At 69.1% G+C, this 17,181-nt stretch carries 16 protein-coding genes; 11 read left to right on the forward strand and 5 right to left on the reverse strand.

Annotated elements, in window-relative coordinates; translation table 11 throughout:
- Positions 1 to 34 precede the first annotated feature (34 nt).
- Positions 35 to 859, reverse strand: coding sequence for an SDR family NAD(P)-dependent oxidoreductase (locus LX13_RS12135; protein ID WP_253661563.1), 825 nt, complete (start codon positions 857 to 859; stop codon positions 35 to 37).
- A 71-nt stretch (positions 860 to 930) separates the two neighbouring features.
- On the opposite strand from LX13_RS12135, the gene LX13_RS12140 reads away from it, so the two are divergent.
- From LX13_RS12140 to LX13_RS12160, 5 genes are all read left to right on the forward strand, one after another.
- Complete coding sequence (locus LX13_RS12140; protein WP_372499905.1) at positions 931 to 1,908, forward strand: D-2-hydroxyacid dehydrogenase; 978 nt, start codon at positions 931 to 933, stop codon at positions 1,906 to 1,908.
- A 235-nt stretch (positions 1,909 to 2,143) separates the two neighbouring features.
- Positions 2,144 to 2,671 carry a hypothetical protein gene (locus LX13_RS12145; protein ID WP_253661565.1) on the forward strand — a complete coding sequence of 176 codons (528 nt, stop codon included), beginning with the start codon at positions 2,144 to 2,146 and terminating at the stop codon, positions 2,669 to 2,671.
- Between the two features lie 81 nt (positions 2,672 to 2,752).
- Positions 2,753 to 3,691, forward strand: coding sequence for a TtfA family protein (locus tag LX13_RS12150; RefSeq protein ID WP_253661566.1), 939 nt, complete (start codon positions 2,753 to 2,755; stop codon positions 3,689 to 3,691).
- Between the two features lie 24 nt (positions 3,692 to 3,715).
- Positions 3,716 to 4,255: an orotate phosphoribosyltransferase gene (gene pyrE, locus LX13_RS12155; protein WP_253661833.1), complete on the forward strand. Its 540-nt coding sequence runs from the start codon at positions 3,716 to 3,718 to the stop codon at positions 4,253 to 4,255.
- Between the two features lie 6 nt (positions 4,256 to 4,261).
- Positions 4,262 to 4,936 (forward strand): TrmH family RNA methyltransferase, encoded by a 675-nt coding sequence (locus LX13_RS12160; RefSeq protein ID WP_253661567.1) that lies wholly within the window; start codon positions 4,262 to 4,264, stop codon positions 4,934 to 4,936.
- A gap of 18 nt (positions 4,937 to 4,954) precedes the next feature.
- Here the strand turns inward: LX13_RS12160 and LX13_RS12165 are convergent, their stop codons facing one another.
- Positions 4,955 to 5,857, reverse strand: coding sequence for a hypothetical protein (locus tag LX13_RS12165; RefSeq protein ID WP_253661568.1), 903 nt, complete (start codon positions 5,855 to 5,857; stop codon positions 4,955 to 4,957).
- A gap of 132 nt (positions 5,858 to 5,989) precedes the next feature.
- Positions 5,990 to 6,697 carry a DedA family protein gene (locus LX13_RS12170; protein ID WP_253661569.1) on the reverse strand — a complete coding sequence of 236 codons (708 nt, stop codon included), beginning with the start codon at positions 6,695 to 6,697 and terminating at the stop codon, positions 5,990 to 5,992.
- Positions 6,698 to 6,886: 189 nt separating this feature from the next.
- Here LX13_RS12170 and fbaA point away from each other — a divergent pair, with 189 nt between their 5' ends.
- Positions 6,887 to 7,924 carry a class II fructose-bisphosphate aldolase gene (gene fbaA / locus LX13_RS12175; RefSeq protein ID WP_253661570.1) on the forward strand — a complete coding sequence of 346 codons (1,038 nt, stop codon included), beginning with the start codon at positions 6,887 to 6,889 and terminating at the stop codon, positions 7,922 to 7,924.
- Positions 7,925 to 8,011: 87 nt separating this feature from the next.
- Here fbaA and LX13_RS12180 read toward each other — a convergent pair whose 3' ends face one another.
- The gene (locus tag LX13_RS12180; RefSeq protein ID WP_253661571.1) at positions 8,012 to 9,316 is read right to left on the reverse strand and encodes an Rv0361 family membrane protein; all 1,305 of its coding nucleotides are present in this window, start codon (positions 9,314 to 9,316) and stop codon (positions 8,012 to 8,014) included.
- A gap of 186 nt (positions 9,317 to 9,502) precedes the next feature.
- Between LX13_RS12180 and LX13_RS12185 the strand changes: the two genes are divergently transcribed.
- From LX13_RS12185 to LX13_RS12205, 5 genes are all read left to right on the forward strand, one after another.
- Positions 9,503 to 9,919 carry a DUF3151 domain-containing protein gene (locus LX13_RS12185; protein ID WP_188490312.1) on the forward strand — a complete coding sequence of 139 codons (417 nt, stop codon included), beginning with the start codon at positions 9,503 to 9,505 and terminating at the stop codon, positions 9,917 to 9,919.
- Between the two features lie 49 nt (positions 9,920 to 9,968).
- Positions 9,969 to 11,069 carry an FUSC family protein gene (locus LX13_RS12190; protein WP_253661572.1) on the forward strand — a complete coding sequence of 367 codons (1,101 nt, stop codon included), beginning with the start codon at positions 9,969 to 9,971 and terminating at the stop codon, positions 11,067 to 11,069.
- Positions 11,070 to 11,167: 98 nt separating this feature from the next.
- Positions 11,168 to 12,082 carry a cation diffusion facilitator family transporter gene (locus tag LX13_RS12195; protein ID WP_253661573.1) on the forward strand — a complete coding sequence of 305 codons (915 nt, stop codon included), beginning with the start codon at positions 11,168 to 11,170 and terminating at the stop codon, positions 12,080 to 12,082.
- 46 nt (positions 12,083 to 12,128) lie between these two features.
- Entirely contained in the window at positions 12,129 to 12,758 is a 630-nt protein-coding gene (locus LX13_RS12200) for a pyridoxamine 5'-phosphate oxidase family protein (RefSeq protein ID WP_372499882.1), read from the forward strand.
- An 87-nt stretch (positions 12,759 to 12,845) separates the two neighbouring features.
- Positions 12,846 to 13,568 (forward strand): hypothetical protein, encoded by a 723-nt coding sequence (locus tag LX13_RS12205; protein WP_253661575.1) that lies wholly within the window; start codon positions 12,846 to 12,848, stop codon positions 13,566 to 13,568.
- Here LX13_RS12205 and LX13_RS12210 read toward each other — a convergent pair.
- Complete coding sequence (locus LX13_RS12210; RefSeq protein ID WP_253661576.1) at positions 13,537 to 17,025, reverse strand: ATP-binding protein; 3,489 nt, start codon at positions 17,023 to 17,025, stop codon at positions 13,537 to 13,539. The genes LX13_RS12205 and LX13_RS12210 overlap by 32 nt on opposite strands.
- Between the last annotated feature and the right edge of the window lie 156 nt (positions 17,026 to 17,181).

A 17,181-nucleotide genomic window follows, 5' to 3' on the forward strand; every position in this document is an offset into this window, starting at 1 on the left:
AACAATTGGACTATCGGCCCGTGCGGGCCTCGGCTCAGCGCCGTGAGCGCTCCTGTTTCAGCGCCGGGTGCGCCTTGGCGAGCACGGGCAGGAGGAGGCGTCGCGGTAGGTGACGAAACGCTGTCGCGGCGATCCGATTGGGAAGGCCGGGCACGACGGTGCCGTGGTCCTCGGCGATCGCGTCGACTCCGAGATCGGCGACCTCGCGGGCCGGAACCCACATGAACTCCGGGAACGCCTCGGCGAACGTCCCCTCGTCCATACCGGCCGTCTGGAGGAACTCGGTACGCACCGGACCGGGGCACAACGTCGCCACCGTCACCCCGGAGCCGTGGAGTTCCGCCCGCAACGCCTCGCTGTACGTGACGACGAACGCCTTCGATGCCGCGTACCCGGCCTGACCGGGAAACGGGTTGTAGGCCGCGGTCGAGCCGACGTTGAGAATCGCACCTCGCCCGCGGGGCACCATCTGGGCGACGGCGCGGGTGCACAGGTCGATCACCGCCTCGACGTTGACGCGCACCATCGACAGCTCGGCGTCCACGGTGCTCGTCGCGACCGATCCGATGGTCCCGACACCGGCGTTGTTGACGAGGATGTCGAGGGTCAGCCCACGTTCGGCGATGGTGTCGAGGAGCGTCGCCCGGGCGGATGCGTCGGCCATGTCGCACGCCACCACCTCGATGCGCACCGAGCCGGACAGTTCGTCGGCGAGCGCGCGCAGGCGGTCCTCACGTCGGGCGACGAGTGTCACCCCGTGCCCGCGTCGCACGAGCTCACGGGCGATGTCCGCGCCGATGCCCGACGAGGCGCCGGTGACGAGTGCGGTGGCGGTCGGGGAGGGAGTGGGGAGAGCCATCCCCCGAACGTACATACGCATGGGTATGTTCACCGCCGTGTCGCGATGATTGCCGCGTTCTCTACCGTGACATCGTGACTTCCGAACCGACCCTGCGCCTGACCGTCCTCACCCGCGACGACCTCGATCCGCCGCACAACCTGGCCGAGATCGAGGAGCTGGCCCGGGTCAGGATGGTGACCGCCGACGAGCTGGCCGACGCGCTGCCGGGCACCGAGATCCTCATGTTCTGGGACTACTTCTCGGCCTCGTTGCGCGATCACTTCGACAGCGCCGACGCGTTGGCCTGGATCCATGTCTGCGCGGCCGGCGTCGACGCGATCATGTTCGACGGTCTGCGCGAGTCGGACGTGACCGTCACCAACGCCCGCGGGGTGTTCGACGGCCCCATCGCCGAGTTCGTTCTCGGATCGATCCTCGCGTGGGACAAACGCCTGCACGAGTCGCGCGCCTTCCAGAACGACAAGCAGTGGGAGTGGCGGGAGACGCGCCGCACCACCGGCTCGACCGCGCTGGTGGTCGGGACCGGCGGCATCGGACGCGCTGTGGCCCGTCTGCTGCGTGCGGCAGGCCTCGAGGTCACCGGCGCCGGACGCACCGCGCGCTCGGGTGATCCCGACTTCGGCGACGTCATCGCCACCGACGACCTCGTCGAGCACGTCGGCGGCTTCGACAACGTCGTCATGATCGCGCCACTGACCGAACAGACGTCGGGCCTCGTCGACGCGCGCGTGCTGCAGGCGATGAAGCCGACCGCCCACCTGATCAATGTCGGGCGTGGCCAGCTCGTGGTCGAGGACGACCTGATCGAGGCGCTGCGCTCCGGGACGATCGCCGCCGCGTCGCTCGACGTCGTCGAGACCGAGCCGCTGCCGGAGTCGAGTCCGCTGTGGGCCATGCCGCAGGTGGCCATCTCGCCGCACATGAGCGGTGACGTCGTCGGGTGGCGCGACGAGCTGGCCGACCGGTTCCTGGACCGTCTGCGCGGATATGTCGCGGGCGACGAGTTCGAGAACCAGGTCGACAAGTCCCGCGGATACGTCCACTAGGGGGCCCAGCCCGACGGCAACGAGGGCCCAACACGGGGGAACGAGGGCCCAACGCGCGACGACAACGGCCCAACGCGGAGAAACTGCGGCCCAACGCGCGACGACGACGGCCCAACACGGCGTTCTCAGGCCGGGTGGTGCGACATTCACAGTCCGTTCTCAGGCTCTGCTCTTAGCCTCGGGAACACGTTCGGGCATCGAGCGGTCGAGAACCACGGAGGAGGTCGGTGCAGCGATGAACCGACCACGGTTCCGCAGGGAGGGCCGCGACGGCATGCGGTCGGGTACCGCAACCACTCTGCTCTGCATGGCCGGCCTCGTCGTCGCAGGTCTGGGCCTCGCGTACTGCGTGCACCTCGGTGCCGAACGCGGTGACGAGAACGACCAGGAGTCGACGTCCGCCGCGGCGCTGAAGTACATCGCCCCCAGCAATGCGCCCACCGCGATGCCCTCCACCGTGGGCGCCGCGCCCGCGCCGTCGACGGTGTCACCGAACGGTGGCCTGTCGGTGACACGGTCGAAGATGCTGCTCGGCACGGTCGACCGGCTCACCGGAACCGAACTCGGCATCCACATGAGCGACGGCCGACGACACACCATCACCGTCACCCCCGACACCCATTTCGAGTCGGCCCATAGTTCGTCGTCGCCCACGGTGCGCATCGGGGACATCGTGGTGGTGCACGTGCTGATCAAGGGCGACGAGATGGTCGCCGACCTCGTGGTGGACGGACGCGTGACGGCGTCGAGTCCGGGGAACTGACACCGGCGACGACCGGTAACCAGCGATGATCACCATGGGCTACCGGGCCGTCGCGCCCCCGAGTGGATAAGGTATTCCGTGATGACCGCCGTCTACTTCGTGATCGCCGCGCTGGCACTGATCGGCGCGGCCCTTTTGTTGTGGCTCGACCGCCGTCGAACCGCAGTGGTGCGCCGCGAGCGAGCGGTGTGGGGTGACGGCCACGGCTTCCGCTACGCCGCCTCCGAGCGTGACGACGCCACCGGCCTGCGTGACATGCGCTCCGAGCTGCACCGCGCCACCATGGACCTCGCCGACCACGTCGAGATCTCTGACCTGACCTACGGCCGGTACTACGGCGAGGAAGCGATCGCCTTCGACCTCACCGACGTCGCCACCGTGGTCGCGATCCGTCGCTCCAGCGCCTCGAGCGTGGTGATCGACGTCCGCCAGGAGAAGGTGCTCGCGCCCGCCGAGGACGACGTCGAGCTGCTCGGCGCGATGGGTCGCCGGGTGATGTTCTCCACACACCTCGACATCGCGCGCCGCGTCTGCGACCGCCGCATGGTCGCGCTGGCGAGCAACGCGCCCGACTACATCGAGGTGCTGTGGAACGAGGGCCACTGGGCGGTGGCGTCGATGCCGCTGACCAACGACCCGGTCCGCCTCGACACTGCGCTCGAGACCGTCCGCCGTTTCACCGATCTGCTCCGGGTCCTGCCGCCCGTGCTCGACCCCTCGCGGACGCCGGATCCGCGTGACCCGTCGTCTCCCACCGGCCGCGGCCGTCGGGGGCTCGACGAACCCAAGACCGAGGCGATCTCGCGTGATCAGCTGCGTCCGCAGTCGACCGAGGGATCACCGTCGCGCCCGTCGGGTCCGCCGTCCGGTCCGTCGCAGTCGGCGCGCCCGTCCGGCCCGCATCAGCAGCAACAGCCGCCGACCACCGGGCCGAAGCCCGCGGCGTCGGACACCGGTCGTCGGATGCAGCCGATGCCGGTGCGCCGCAGGACCGAACGCCCCACACGCCTTGATGATTGAGTTCGTCACCACCGCAACGAGGAGATCGATCGCGTGAGCAGGGAACGTCTGGCCGAACTCGTGGCGGAACTGGCCGTGGTGCACGGCAAGGTCACACTCTCGTCCGGCAAGGAAGCCGACTACTACGTCGACCTGCGCAGGGCCACACTGCATCACGAGGCGTCTGCTCTCATCGGCTCACTCATGCGCGAGCTCACCGCCGACTGGGACTACGCCGCCGTCGGTGGACTCACGCTGGGTGCCGATCCGGTCGCGACCTCGATCATGCACGCGTCCGGCCGCGACATCGACTCGTTCGTCGTCCGCAAGGCGGCGAAAGCCCATGGGATGCAACGCCAGATCGAGGGCCCCGACATCGTCGGTAAGCGTGTGCTGATCGTCGAGGACACCACAACCACCGGCAATTCGCCGCTGACCGCCGTGCGCGCGGCCCGCGAGATCGGCGCCGAGGTGGTCGGCGTCGCCACCGTGGTCGACCGCGCGACCGGCGCCGACGCCGTCATCACCGCCGAGGGCGTGCCGTACCGATCGCTGCTGGGACTGGCCGACATCGGCCTCGCGTAGCTCGCGGTGACGTCGGACTCGCCGGAGGTAGGGCCGACCGAATGGGTGACGCCCGCTGATCCGGTCGGGCTGGGGCCGTGGGAGATCGAGCGTGGCACACCGCTTCCCGACGACGACCACTACGACCCGGAACTGCTGGCCGACGGCGATCGACGCAATGTCGTCGACCGCTACCGGTACTGGACGCGCGAGGCCATCGTCGCCGACCTCGATACCCGGCGCCACCCGTTCCACGTCGCCATCGAGAACTTCGCGCACGACGCCAACATCGGCACCGTGGTCCGGACCGCCAACGCCTTCGGTGCCGCCGCGGTGCACATCGTCGGACGCCGACGCTGGAATCGGCGGGGCGCCATGGTCACCGACCGCTATCAGCACGTCGAGCACCACGCCGACGTCGACGCACTGCTGACCTGGGCGCACGGTGCGGGGCTGTCGGTGGTGGCCGTCGACAACACCCCCGGGTCGACACGACTCGAGACCGCCGACCTCCCCCGCGGGTGTGTGCTGCTGTTCGGTCAGGAGGGGCCCGGCGTCAGCGAGGACGCGCGCGAGCGGGCGGATCTGACGGTGTCGATCGCGCAGTTCGGCTCGACGCGCAGCATCAACGCCGGCGTGGCAGCGGGCATCGCCATGCACGCGTGGATTCGCCGGCACGCCGATCTCGACGCAGCCTGGTAGCTCCCTCGCCGTGCGCGGTCAGGAGTCGATCTGGGGGACCCCGGTGACGTCGACACCCGGGTGCAGACGCTGCTGGAGATCGGCGAGTGCGGCGTCGTCGAGGACGAGGCCGTAGAGGTCGACAGCCCAGTCGTGCTCGGGCGTCGACCACGTCTGCGCGTCGTCCTGCCATTCCTCCTCCCACGGCAACGACGACCGTCGACGACGTGCGAGGAGGCCTGACACCGGACCCCACCCGAGACGCGCGATGAAGGACCCGTTGTCGTCGAAGGCGTCGAGGTGGATCAGGCTGAGATCCACGCGCACCGACACCACGAGGTCGAGCTCGGTGACATTGCTGTGAAACCAGTTGAGCTGCTGATGTTTTCGTTCCGCGTGGCTCGGTACCGCGGGCGACCGGACATCGGGTACCTCCCACGGTTCGGGTGTGTGGATCTCGCCGGTCCAGGTGAAGACGGTCCCGTCGACAGGGATGCCGGCGGTGAACTCGACGAAGCTCACCGCCATCCCGAAACCGTCGTTGCGCTCGTCGAGGACCACGCCGGTGCGCTGATCGACAACCATCTGCATCGGATGCAGCTTGTGCGCCGGAGGGGCCAGTTCGAACGACCAGCAGGCACGACCGAGGAACTCGACCTCCTCGATCGGTCCGAGGGGCTGTGCGAAGTCGTCGCCGATCCACCTCGACGGGGGACGGGTGGTGAGCAACTCGCTCCCCAGTCCGTAGTAGGTCAGCTCGCGCATCGAGCCCAGCAGGGGGAGCTCGTGGCCGAAGGCCCACCGCCACGAGTGCTCGCCGTCGGTCCTCGCCAGCGGCGCGCCGTCGGCGGTGTCGACCCGGACGCACGGGCCGTCGCGCCACACCTGTAGGTCGTCGACGCCGTTGACGTAGACCGGCGGGATGTCGCCACCGAAACTCACCTAGGGCTCCACCGGTCCGGTGCGCCGGATCGTTCCCTGGATCGGCAGCGACGGTGCGTCGACCATCTTCACGAGGACTTCGACCCAGGCGACCATCCGCCTACGGTGTCACAGCCGTGCCGGTGCGGACGGTCAGGAAGCGTCGGCCTCGACCGGGGGCGGCGGGCCTGCGGCCTTGCGGCGCTTGTAGTACTCCCAGATGATCGGGACGATCGAGATCAGCACGATCAGGATGAAGATGGGCTCGATGAGCTTCTGGATGATCTCGAACTGGCCGAGCCAGTAGCCCAGCAGCGTGATGCCACAACCCCAGACGATGGCGCCGAGCACGTTGTAGGCGGTGAACAGAGCCGCGTTCATACGGGCCGCGCCGGCCACGATCGGGGCCAGGGTGCGCACGATCGGGACGAAACGCGCCAGGAAGATCGTGATCGGGCCGCGCTTCTCGAAGAACTCGTGGGCCTCGTCGATGTAGCGCTTCTTGAGGACGCGGTTGCCCTCGGCGAACATCGCGGTCCCTGCGTACCGGCCGATCCAGTAACCGATCTGACCACCGATGATGGCGGCGATCGGGATGAACACGAGTAGCTGCCACAGCGACGCGAACTTGCTGACCTCGGCGGACTCACCCGCGGCGACCAGGCCGGCGACGAACAGCAGCGAGTCACCCGGCAGGACGGGGAACAGCACGCCGGACTCGATCAGGATGACGGCCAGCAGACCGACCAGCGCCCACGTGCCGAAGTATCCGAGCAGCGTGATCGGGTCGAGGAAGCCCGGGAGCAACGCGAGGTTGGTGGTCGTGTGGCTCGCGGCATCGGCCAGGACGGTGGAATTCACGGGACCGACAATAGCGGGTCGGTCCTGAGGAAACGCTGTGCGTGCGGTGGTCGTCGGCACCGGAGCGGGACGCGGGCGGTTGTGAGTTGCCATACTGTTCGCGAGCGTCTGCGCCCACAGTCCACGATCGGACGGGCGGCGGACCGACTCGCGCACTGATTCAGACCTACCCGGTTGGAGGACAACCCGATGCCCATCGCCACCCCCGAGCAGTACGCCAAGATGCTCGACAGCGCCAAGAAGGGCGGCTACGCGTTCCCTGCGATCAACTGCACTTCGTCCGAGTCGATCAACGCGGCCCTCAAGGGCTTCGCCGACGCCGGCAGTGACGGCATCATCCAGTTCTCCACCGGTGGCGCGGAGTTCGGCTCCGGACTCGGAATCAAGGACATGGTGACCGGCGCAGTCGCGCTCGCCGAGTTCGCGCACGTGGTCGCGGCGAAGTATGACGTCACCGTCGCGCTGCACACCGACCACTGCCCGAAGGACAAGCTCGACACCTACGTCCGCCCCCTGATCGCCATCTCGCAGGAGCGTGTCGACAACGGTCAGAACCCGCTGTTCCAGTCGCACATGTGGGACGGCAGCGCGGTCCCGCTCGACGAGAACCTCGAGATCGCCAAGGACCTGCTGGCCAAGGCGGCCTCGGCCAAGATCATCCTGGAAATCGAGATCGGCGTCGTGGGTGGCGAGGAGGACGGTGTCGAGAACGAGATCAACGACAAGCTGTTCACCACCGCCGATGACTTCGAGAAGACCGTCGACGCCCTAGGAGCCGGCGATGCGGGCAGCCGGTACCTGCTGGCCGCGACGTTCGGCAACGTCCATGGCGTCTACAAGCCGGGCAACGTCAAGCTCAAGCCCGAGGTGCTCAAGCTCGGTCAGGAGGTCGCCGAGAAGAAGCTCGGAGAATCCGCAGGCGAGAAGCCCTTCGACTTCGTCTTCCACGGCGGATCGGGCTCGCTGAAGAGCGAGATCGACGAGGCGCTGGGCTACGGCGTCATCAAGATGAACGTCGACACCGACACCCAGTACGCCTTCACCCGCCCGCTGGCCGGCCACATGCTCGCCAACTACGACGGCGTCCTCAAGATCGACGGCGACGTGGGCAACAAGAAGGTCTACGACCCGCGCAGCTACCTCAAGAAGGCCGAGGCCGGGATGACCGAGCGCGTCGTCGAGGCCTGCAACGACCTCAAGTCGGCCGGGAAGTCCATCAGCGCCTGACCTCCCCGCCAGACGAACACGGCCCCCGTCGCGCGATGCGATCGGGGGCCGCGTCGTGTGCGGTGTGGTCGTGTCCGGTACGGGTGGTCAGCCCGCGGTGCAGACCTTCCAGTCGTCGCCGTCCTTGCGCAGACGCAGGGCGACGTCGGTGGTCTTCTCCGGTGTACCGGTGTTGAACGCGGTCACCTCGACGACGGCGTCGGACCCGTCGACCCGTGCCGCCTTCACACCACGCACATCGACCAACTCGTTGTTGGCCTTCTGCGTCTCGAACTGCTGGCGGAACGCCTCGTCGCTGACGGTGTCGTAGAACTGCTTGCGCTCGCCGCAGGTGATCGAGCGCAGGGTGGACAGGTCGCCGTTGCTCAGAGCGGTCGTATAGGTGGTCGCGGCGTCGGCCGCCTGGTCGGCGTCGGGCTTGGCGGGTTCTCCGCGGGTGGCGACGAGGGCGATGACGACGGCTGCGATGGCGACCACGATGACCACGATCGACGCGACCCACAGCACCACGCGACGAGACCGTCCGACGGCTGCGGCCTTCGTCGACGTGGTTGCGGGCGGGATGTACTGCGGTGCAACCGAATCCGACCGCCAGTTGGCGTCGTCCGCGGTGGACGGCGCCGATGCGGCCGCCACGGGGGCGATCTTCTCGGTGGGCAGATCGGTGGGCTCTGGGTCTGGGTCGGCCGCGACCGGCGGTGTCGTGTCCTCGGGCTCGGCGGCGGGGGCTTTCACCACGGAGATCGGCTCGGTCTCGTCCGGCGTCTCGTCGACGACCGGGTCTTCGACAACGGGCTCCTCGACGACCGGTGCCACGGCGTCGTCGGGCCGGCCCGCTTCGGTCGTGTCCTCGGCAGGCTCGTCGACCGGGATCTCGGCGTCGGCGAGTTCAGCGGCGGCCAGTTCGGCCTCGGTCGGTTCGATGTCGACGGGCGGGGCCGCCTGCTCCTCGACGACCGCGGCATCGGTCTCCGCCGACGGGATCTCGTTCTCGGCGTTCTCCGGGTCGTCGTCGAGGTCGACCTCCGGGGTCACCGCGCCGGGCGCGTCCTGCGCCTCGTCGACATCGTCGGACTCGGGTTCGATCGCCTGGCCGTCAGGAGCCTCGGTCGATTCCGCCGAAGTCTCGGCCTCGGGCTCGTCCGCCGCCGGGTCGTCGTCGGCGACCGCCTCGGAGTCCTCCTCGGGATCGGTGGTCCCCGGGATGTCGGCCGGCTCGGACGGCGTCACGGCGGATGCGTCCTCGGTGTTCGCGCGCGGGGCGGGGGCGACGGACTGGTCGGCGGCCGGTGACGGCTCGACGGTCGCGCCCGTGGTCGGTCGCCTCAGACGTCGGATGGCCGAGAGCGCCTTGCCCACCGCCGAGTTGCCCGTGTCGTCCGGATGCGACATCCGTGTCCTCGCCTTCGTCGTGTGGCTGGGTGGCTCCGGCCGTCGCCGCGCCGCTCCGTCGAGCCCACGGCGAGCAGAGCATCGGCCCGCAGTCGCTCACCCTATCGAACGTGCGATGGGCCGTCGCACCATCTGTTCGTGCTGCCGGTGGCGCCGCCCGGACCTGTCGGTGTGCACAATGGGGCGGTGACGTCCTTCGGAGATCTTCTCGGTCCACAGCCCACCCTGCTCACCGGTGACGACGACGCCGAATCGGATCTGCTCAACGGAACCGACGCGAAGACCGTCGCCGCCGCGCACCCCACCGCGTCGATCGCGTGGGCGTACCTGGCCGAGGCGGCCTTCGATTCCGGCGAGGTCATCACCGCCTACGCCTACGCCCGCACCGGGTACCACCGCGGCCTCGACCAGCTGCGACGCCACGGATGGAAGGGCTTCGGCGCCGTTCCGTGGAGCCACGAGCCCAACCGCGGCTTCCTCCGATGCGTCGCCGTGCTCGCCCGTGCGGCCCAGTCCATCGGCGAGAACGACGAATACCACCGTTGCCTCGATCTCCTGAACGACAGTGACGAGACCGCAGCGGCGGAACTCGGCCTCGCCTAGAGGTCCGAGTACCGGCGGCGCGTCCGACAACGCGCCGCTACAGGCGCTCTTGGCGTCTCTGCGTCGACGACACAACCAGCTCCCACCCGCCGTCCGCACGCGCACCCGTCGCGTGTGGCTGTCGCTGTTGCCCATCGCGCAGTGCTCGCTTGCGGCCGGCGCCGCCTGGGCGATCGCCACGCATCTGTTCGGCCACCCCACCCCGTTCTTCGCGCCGATCGCCGCCGTCATCTCCCTCGGACTCTCGCTGGGCCAGCGGTGGCGCCGCGCGGTCGAGATGGTCGGTGGTGTCACGGTCGGCATCGGGGTCGGCGACCTCCTGGTCCGATGGATCGGCTCGGGCTGGTGGCAGATCAGCGTCGTGGTCGCGCTGGCGATGGTCGTCGCGGTCTCCCTCGACCGCGGCCCGCTCGTACCGATCCAGGCCGCGAGCTCGGCCGTCCTCGTCGCCACCCTTCTGCCTCCCGGTGGGGCGGCCGGGTTCAACCGCATGATCGACGCCCTCATCGGTGGCGTCATCGGGGTGTTCATCGTGGCCCTGATCCCGACCCACCCGGTGCTGCGGGCACGACGTGACGCGGCCGCGGTCCTCGCGACGATGGGACTCGTGGTCGACGGCGTGGTCGAGGGGCTGCGGTCGTCGGACGCCGACGTCATCTCCGGTGCCCTGAGTCGCGCCCGTGGGACGCAGGGAGCGATCGACACCATGCGCGCCGACATGAGCGGCGGCAAAGAGATCAGCCACATCTCGCCGCTGTACTGGAACTCACGGCACCGGCTGTCGCGGCTCGCGGCCACCGCGGACCCCATCGACAACGCGGTCCGCAACATCCGGGTGATGGCTCGCCGGGCGCTCTCGGGGATCCAGCACGGCGAGCAGATGCACTCCGACGTCATCGACGTGGTGGCCGAGCTGGTCGCGGCGCTGGAAATCCTCCGCCGGATGCTGCTCGCCGACCCCGGCGAGTCGCCGGACGGGGCCGACGCCGCCCGGGTGCTGCGGAGCATCGCGCGCAAGGCGAAACCCGAACTCGTGGCCGGGAGCGGGCTGTCGGAGACGGTGATCCTCGGGCAGGTGCGGTCGATCATCGTCGACCTGCTGATGGTGGCCGGTCTCAAGCGGGAATCCGCGATCGCCACGCTCCGCTGACCGCCGAGCGTGCCGAAACAAACCCGCCGAGCGTGCGATGCCAGACAGTTCTCCCAGGCCCGTTGTCTTATATGCGCGAATGCGCATATATTGACGACATGGGCCACGGACACAGTCACTCCCACGCGCCATCGGCGGATTCGGTCGGCAACCGTCGCCTCTGGCCGATGGTCGTCGGCATGGCGATCATCGGCACGTTCTTCGTGGTCGAGGTGGTCGCCGGTGTCCTGGCGAACTCGCTCGCACTGCTCGCCGACGCCGGCCACATGCTCACCGACGTCCTCGCCATGGCGATGGGACTCGTCGCGCTGTTGCTGGCTCGACACGGCAGCTCCGAGGGGGAGAAGACCTTCGGGTGGCACCGCGCCGAGGTGTTCACCGCGGTGGCGAACGCCGTCCTGCTCATCGGCGTCGCGGTCTTCGTGCTGTACGAGGCGATCGAGCGCCTGGGGACCGATCCACAGGTCCCCGGCCTCACCCTGATCGTCGTGGCCCTCGTCGGGCTCGCCGCCAATCTGGTGGTGATGCTGTTGCTGCGCAGCGACTCCGAGAAGAGCATCGCGGTCCGCGGCGCCTACATGGAGGTGCTCGCCGACGCGGTCGGCAGCGTCGGCGTCCTGATCGCCGGCATCATCGCGCTGACCACGGGTTGGGGCTACGCCGACATCGTCGTCGCCGTGCTGATCGCCCTGTGGGTCGCGCCGCGGGCCATCCGCCTTGCGCTCGACGCCCTGCGCATCCTGTCGCAGCGGGCGCCCGCGCATGTCGATGTCGCGGCCGTGCGCGCCGAACTCGAGGCGCTGCCCCAGGTGCACGACGTCCACGACCTGCACGTGTGGACCCTGACCACCGGCATGGACGTGGCCACTGTGCATCTCGGCAGTGACCAGCCGAACGCTGACGTGCTGACCGCGGCGCGCGCGGTCCTCGAACGGCACGGTCTCGATCACGCGACCGTCCAGGTCGATCCCATCGAGATCCAACGCGCCTGTCACCGCGACCTCACCTGGTAGCACCGGGGCGAAACTCGCTGGCCAGGCGCGCCGACCGTCGGACAGGATGGGCGTCATGAGCACCGACGCGTTGAGCCGACTACACCGCAAACCCGACCGCGGCGGCGACCGAGCGCTGCTCGACGAGATCCTCGACGAGGTGAAGGTCGGCACGTTGTCGACGGTCGTCGACGGGTTGCCGTGGTCGGTGCCGATGCTGTTCGCCCGTGACGGTGACCGGATCCTGCTCCACGGATCGACCGGGGCCGGAGCGCTGCGGCATGTGGCGACCGGTGCTCCGGTGACGCTCACCGCCTTCGTGCTCGATGGTCTCGTGGTCGCCGACACCCTCTTCGACCACTCGGCCAACTATCGTTCCGCCGTCGTCCGGGGAACGCTCGACGAGGTCGACGTCGATCCATCGCATGCGCTGGACGTGCTGTCGGACAAGCTGATCCCGGGCCGAACCGACGAGGTGCGCGCCCACACCGGCAAAGAGATCGCCGCCACCGCGGTGCTGGCGTTGGAGATCCGGGACGGTCAGTGGATCACCAAGGCGCGCAGCGGACCGCCCGGCGAACCGTCGGAACCCGTCTGGACCGGGGTCGTTCCGACCCGGATCGTGTACGGAGAGCCTGTCGGTGCCACGGACGGCGAGGTCCCTGCGTCGGTGCGGGGCCTGACGACCCGCGACTGACCCCGCTCGTGGGGTGTGACCACGGTTCATTCCGTTACCGACACTCACATTTACATTTCGTATGCAATCGGTTTCTACCCTTGCCGCATGAGTACCGGATGCGTCAGCGCGACGATGATGCGCCACCCGCACACGAACAATCCCGTCCGCCGGGCGGCGGAATGGTTCCGTTGCCGGTTCGGTCCGACGGCGACCGAGATGGGTGCGCAGAGCGTCGACACGCTGACCGGCGCCGTCACCGGTCGCGTCCGGTTCGTTAGCCGTTCCGATACCCCGCTCGCCGTCGGTGTCGGCGCCGCGAGCGACGGGACCGTGTTCGTGGAGACCGACGGGACCTACGTCTACGCCCCGATCTCCGCGGCACGCCACAAGGTGCGCCAGGCCGGTGTATCCGGCACCGACCGGTTCACGCTCACCGCACGCAACCGCTTCGGCCGGTGCGCGGTGACGGTCCGGGTGCCGATCGTCCCGACCAACCGGGCGCCGTTGCTCGGGTCGGTGTCGGTGAACGTCCCGGATCGCGTCACCGGCGCGGTCACGGGATCCGTGTGCGCACTCGACCGGGAGGCCGACGCGGTCACCTGGTCCGCGTCGCGCCCACACCGGGGTCTGGTGATGATGGCCTGCGACGGGACCTTCGTCTACGTGCCCACCCCGGAGGCGCGGGTGGATGCGGCGGCCCGCGGTGGGTCGACCAGCACCGCACACCACGACTCTTTCCTCATCGTCGCCGGCGACGGGCACGACGGGGTCACCTCGACCGAGGTGGTCGTCGCGATCAGCCCGGCGACGAATGCGCCGGTCGGCTGATCGGACGCAACGCGTCGATTCGGCGCCGCACCGCGGTGGCGGCGACGTCGTCGGCCAGGCGCCGTGCGCGTCCGATGGTCGCGTCCGATGCCTGTCCATCCCGTCTGACCTCGAGGAGAGTTGCGAGATAGGCGGTCTCGGCGTACCAGCCCATGAAGCCGCGTCGCTCGTGTTCGGTGAAGGCGACGTCGAGGTGGGCGGCGGCCCGGTCGAATCGACCGAGTGCGATCGCCAGTTCGGTCAGGTGATGGTCGACGACGCCGTAGATCGACGCCCACGTGATGGTGCTCTCGCCGGAGTGATCGAGGAGGAGGTCGTAGGCGATCTGGCAGACCTCGGCGTTCCCCACCTGCGCGGCCGCGCGCCCGATGGTGGCGATGGTGGCCAGCCACATGTGGTTCCTGGGGATCTCGTTGATCCGTCGCCGGTCGTACCAGTCGACGAGTTCGACCGCGGCGCCACGGTTCCCGACGTCGACGTACGCGGTCGCGAGGCAGACGCGGTAGGTGTCGACGATGTCGAGGCGCTCGATGATGCCGTCGGCCGCGGCCACGATCTCGGACATGTCGCCACGCAACGTCCGAAGGGCGAACAGCTGACCCAGCAGACGGCCGTAGGTGTAGGTGACCGCGGGTGAGGCGGGGATGTCGCGTAGCGCATCGAACGTCGATTCACACCGCTGGAGTCGACCGGCGGCCAGATCGATCGAGAAGTCGATGTTGCGCACCAGCCAGGCCAACTCCGGGTCACGGGACACCCGTGCCGGGGTCAGTCCGGATCTCGTGCGTGCGGCAGCGGTGAGGTGTCCGTACTCGATCTGGTTGCGCGCGATCCACGTCGACATCAACGCGTCGACCCGCCGCGCCGGTGAATCGTCGAGCACGGTCATCAGCTCGGTGTACGCGGCGCGTCGCATCTCCGTGCAGAGCGGCGCCCGCAGGGCCACCAGGACCGCGGACAGGGCTGCGACGAGCGCCTCCTGGTCGCCGGAGACACGCGCCGCCCCGATGGATCGTGTCAGCAGATCGCGGAGCACGCGCGAATCGGCCAACCAGAGAAGCTCGATGGCCAACTGCGCCAACAGGCGCGCGGCCGCGGATCCGTCACCGTGACCGTCTGACTCGAGGACATGGAGCGCGTCGTAGAGGGTGTCGATCCGCTCGTGATCGGAGTGGATGTGCACGTAGAGGGTGCCCGGCTGGTCGTTCGCCAGCGTCGCCGTCACCTGTAATTCGGTGTCGCCCAGCCGTTTGGCCATCGTGACCGCATCGAACAGCGTGGGTCGGAACGCCGGGTCACGCGCTTTGCGCTGTGCGCGACCGAGGTCGACGAGCAGCCGACATCGTTGGGCCGAATCGCCACGCGGGAGAAGTTGCTCGGCCGCACTCGTGTAGAACACCACCGCGTCCTCGTAGGCGCCGATCGACATCGCGCTGTCGCCGGCCCTGCGGGAGAACTCGGCTGCGCGCGGGCGCTCGGAGTCCAGGCCACGGCTGAAGTGGTAGGCGAGCCGGGAGTAGTCCTCGGCGGCCGTGACACCACCCAGATGCTCCGAGGTCCGCGCCACCCGGGTGTGCATCTCCGCTCGCCTGCGGCCGGTGACGCCCTCGTAGACTGCCTCCTGCACCAGCGGGTGGCGCAACCGGACTTTGGTTTCCGTCGGGTTCTCGGTCACGAGCCGGTTGCGCACCAGCTCGTCGAGCGCGTCGGCGAACGCGATGTCGTCGAGATCGGATGCGACGGAGCGCAACACGAGACGCTGCGACACCATGCCGACCACCGAGCACAGTTGCAGCAGCACGAGCGCGGCAGGGGACAGCAGTCGCTCCCGCTGGGCGACAGACTCGGCGACCGACGCAGGTAGCGTGCCGCCGGCACCCGGTTCGTAGGAACCGATCAGCGAGGCCACGAACAGCGGGAGCCCGTCCGTGCGTTCGTAGAGGGTGACCGGATCGAGGGCGGTGTCCGCGGCGTCGACCAGCGCACCGATCTCGGCGAGGCTGAACCCACCCAGATGCAGGCGCTGCACCCCGCTCGACCGGGTCGGCGCCGCCAGGGTCGCGCGGATGTCCGCGCCGTCCGCGAGCTCGTCACGCACTGTCGCGACCACGCACAGCCGGCTCTGCTCGGATGCGTGGATCAGGTAGCGGATGACCGCCAGCGTCGCGGCCGACGCCCAGTGCAGGTCGTCGATCACCAGAACCGTCGGCCCCGACCTGACCGGCGACGTCAACCAGTCGAGAACGGCGGTCATGATGACTGCGCGCTCATCGACTTCGGTTCGTGCGGGTGCCATCTCACCGAAGCGTCGCACTGCGTTGGGGACCAGGCGCAGGATGTCGGTGCCGTTGCTGCGCAACCATTGACGGGCCTCGGTCATGCCCAACGCGTCGAGTTCGCGACCGACGGCCTCGACGAACGGTTCGAAGGGCACGACGGCCTCGTCGCTGCACCGGCCGAAAAGGATGTGGGCCCCGGCCGCATGCGCACGCCTCATGACCTCGAGCGCGATGGTGGTCTTGCCGCTGCCGGCCTCCCCGGCGACGACGACGAACTGTCCGCGGCCCCGGTCGGCACGACCGATGGCCTCGGTGATGGTCACCAACTCGGCTCCGCGACCGACGAAGTCGTCGCCGATGTCGATGGTCGGCGATGGCACCCCAGAGCCGGCCAACGCAGAGCCGGGCACCGCAGAGTCGGGCTCGTCGGCCCGGAGTATCTGCAGGTAGAGGGATTCGGTCTCGGCCGACGGCGCGACCCCCAGCTCGTCGTCGAGGATCTGACGGCACCGGGCGGCCACCTGCAGTGCCTGCCCTCGTTCGCCCAGGGCCAGGTATCCGCTCATCGCCGTCCGATAGGCGCTCTCGCGCAACGGGTCGAGTGCGAGGAGCCCCTCGGCCGATGCGATCGCGCGCGCGGGTTCGCCCAGTGTCAGTGACCCGCTCGCATCGATCTCCAGAGCCCGTCGGCGCAGGTGTTGGGTCTCGGTGCGGACGTCGTCGGCCCACGCCCCCGCGGCGCCGGCCAGAGCGGGGGCGGCGGTGAGGTCGAGCGCTCGGCGGGCGTTCGCTACGGCCACACCCAGGTCGGCGTCGGGTGCGGCGCAGTAGCGCCGGACGAGTTCGATGTCGGTCATGAACCCGTCGGGCAGCGACAGCCGCACATTTCCGCCGCGCGACCGGACACTGCCGGCCGGCATCGCCGCCAACTCCATGGTGTCGCGCACGCGGGAGAGCACGCCGCGCAGAGCGGCGTTCCAGGACTGGGGGCGGTTGTCGGACCAGAGCAGACCCGCGAGCTCGTCCTGTGGGATCTCCCGGTGCCGGTTGACCGCCAGGTAGGCCAAGACCTCGACGCAGCGCGCGCCCCCGACCACCCGCGGGTGGACGACGTGTCCCCCGTGCACGACCCGCACCTCGCCGATGAGGCGAATCGCAACCGCCTCGTCCAATTCCATTGTCACCACACCACAGGCGGCCAGGACTGGGATTGCCGGTCGGTGCGCGCGATGCGGGCTGGTGCATCCACGTCCATTTAATCGAGCATAAACAACTGGCGATACCTAAGGAAATCATTGCTCCGGCGTAGATTTACATTTTCTTTGCAATCCGTT

It is taken from the genome of Williamsia maris (assembly GCF_024171815.1).
GTDB lineage: Bacteria > Actinomycetota > Actinomycetes > Mycobacteriales > Mycobacteriaceae > Williamsia_A > Williamsia_A maris.

Bases quoted from the DNA above. Each gene is read 5' to 3' on its own strand.
- LX13_RS12135 (WP_253661563.1), bottom strand. From the start codon at position 859: ATGGCTCTCCCCACTCCCTCCCCGACCGCCACCGCACTCGTCACCGGC.
- LX13_RS12145 (WP_253661565.1), top strand. From the start codon at position 2,144: ATGAACCGACCACGGTTCCGCAGGGAGGGCCGCGACGGCATGCGGTCG.
- LX13_RS12150 (WP_253661566.1), top strand. From the start codon at position 2,753: ATGACCGCCGTCTACTTCGTGATCGCCGCGCTGGCACTGATCGGCGCG.
- fbaA (WP_253661570.1), top strand. From the start codon at position 6,887: ATGCCCATCGCCACCCCCGAGCAGTACGCCAAGATGCTCGACAGCGCC.
- LX13_RS12180 (WP_253661571.1), bottom strand. From the start codon at position 9,316: ATGTCGCATCCGGACGACACGGGCAACTCGGCGGTGGGCAAGGCGCTC.
- LX13_RS12195 (WP_253661573.1), top strand. From the start codon at position 11,168: ATGGGCCACGGACACAGTCACTCCCACGCGCCATCGGCGGATTCGGTC.
- LX13_RS12200 (WP_372499882.1), top strand. From the start codon at position 12,129: ATGGGCGTCATGAGCACCGACGCGTTGAGCCGACTACACCGCAAACCC.
- LX13_RS12205 (WP_253661575.1), top strand. From the start codon at position 12,846: ATGAGTACCGGATGCGTCAGCGCGACGATGATGCGCCACCCGCACACG.
- LX13_RS12210 (WP_253661576.1), bottom strand. From the start codon at position 17,025: ATGGAATTGGACGAGGCGGTTGCGATTCGCCTCATCGGCGAGGTGCGG.